At 34.8% G+C, this 273-nt stretch carries 1 protein-coding gene; it reads left to right on the top strand.

What is annotated here, in order from left to right; all coding sequences use genetic code 11:
• Positions 1-186: ABC transporter permease subunit (locus SB749_RS19440; RefSeq protein ID WP_410711750.1), on the top strand; the 186-nt coding region annotated here is incomplete at its 5' end.
• Between the last annotated feature and the right edge of the window lie 87 nt (positions 187-273).

Consider the following 273-nt stretch of genomic DNA (forward strand, 5'->3'; position numbering starts at 1 on the left):
GGAAATATGATTGTTGAAACAGTTTTTGGATGGCCAGGTCTTGGTCGATTAGCTGTTGATGGAATTTTCAACCGTGATTACACGTTAGTACAAGGCGTTGTTATGTTCTATGCATTTGTTTTCGTCATTGCAAACTTATTGGTTGATATCGTCTACACTTACTTAAATCCAAAGCTACGTGTATAGGAAGAGGTGAAATGATGACAAAGGACTTTGAAATATTTGATAGTACAACTTATGATTCTTATACTTCTTCTACCAAATTACAAAAGC

Origin of the sequence: Brevibacterium sp. SIMBA_078, assembly GCF_046534565.1 — a bacterium.
Classification (GTDB): Bacteria; Actinomycetota; Actinomycetes; order Actinomycetales; family Brevibacteriaceae; genus Brevibacterium.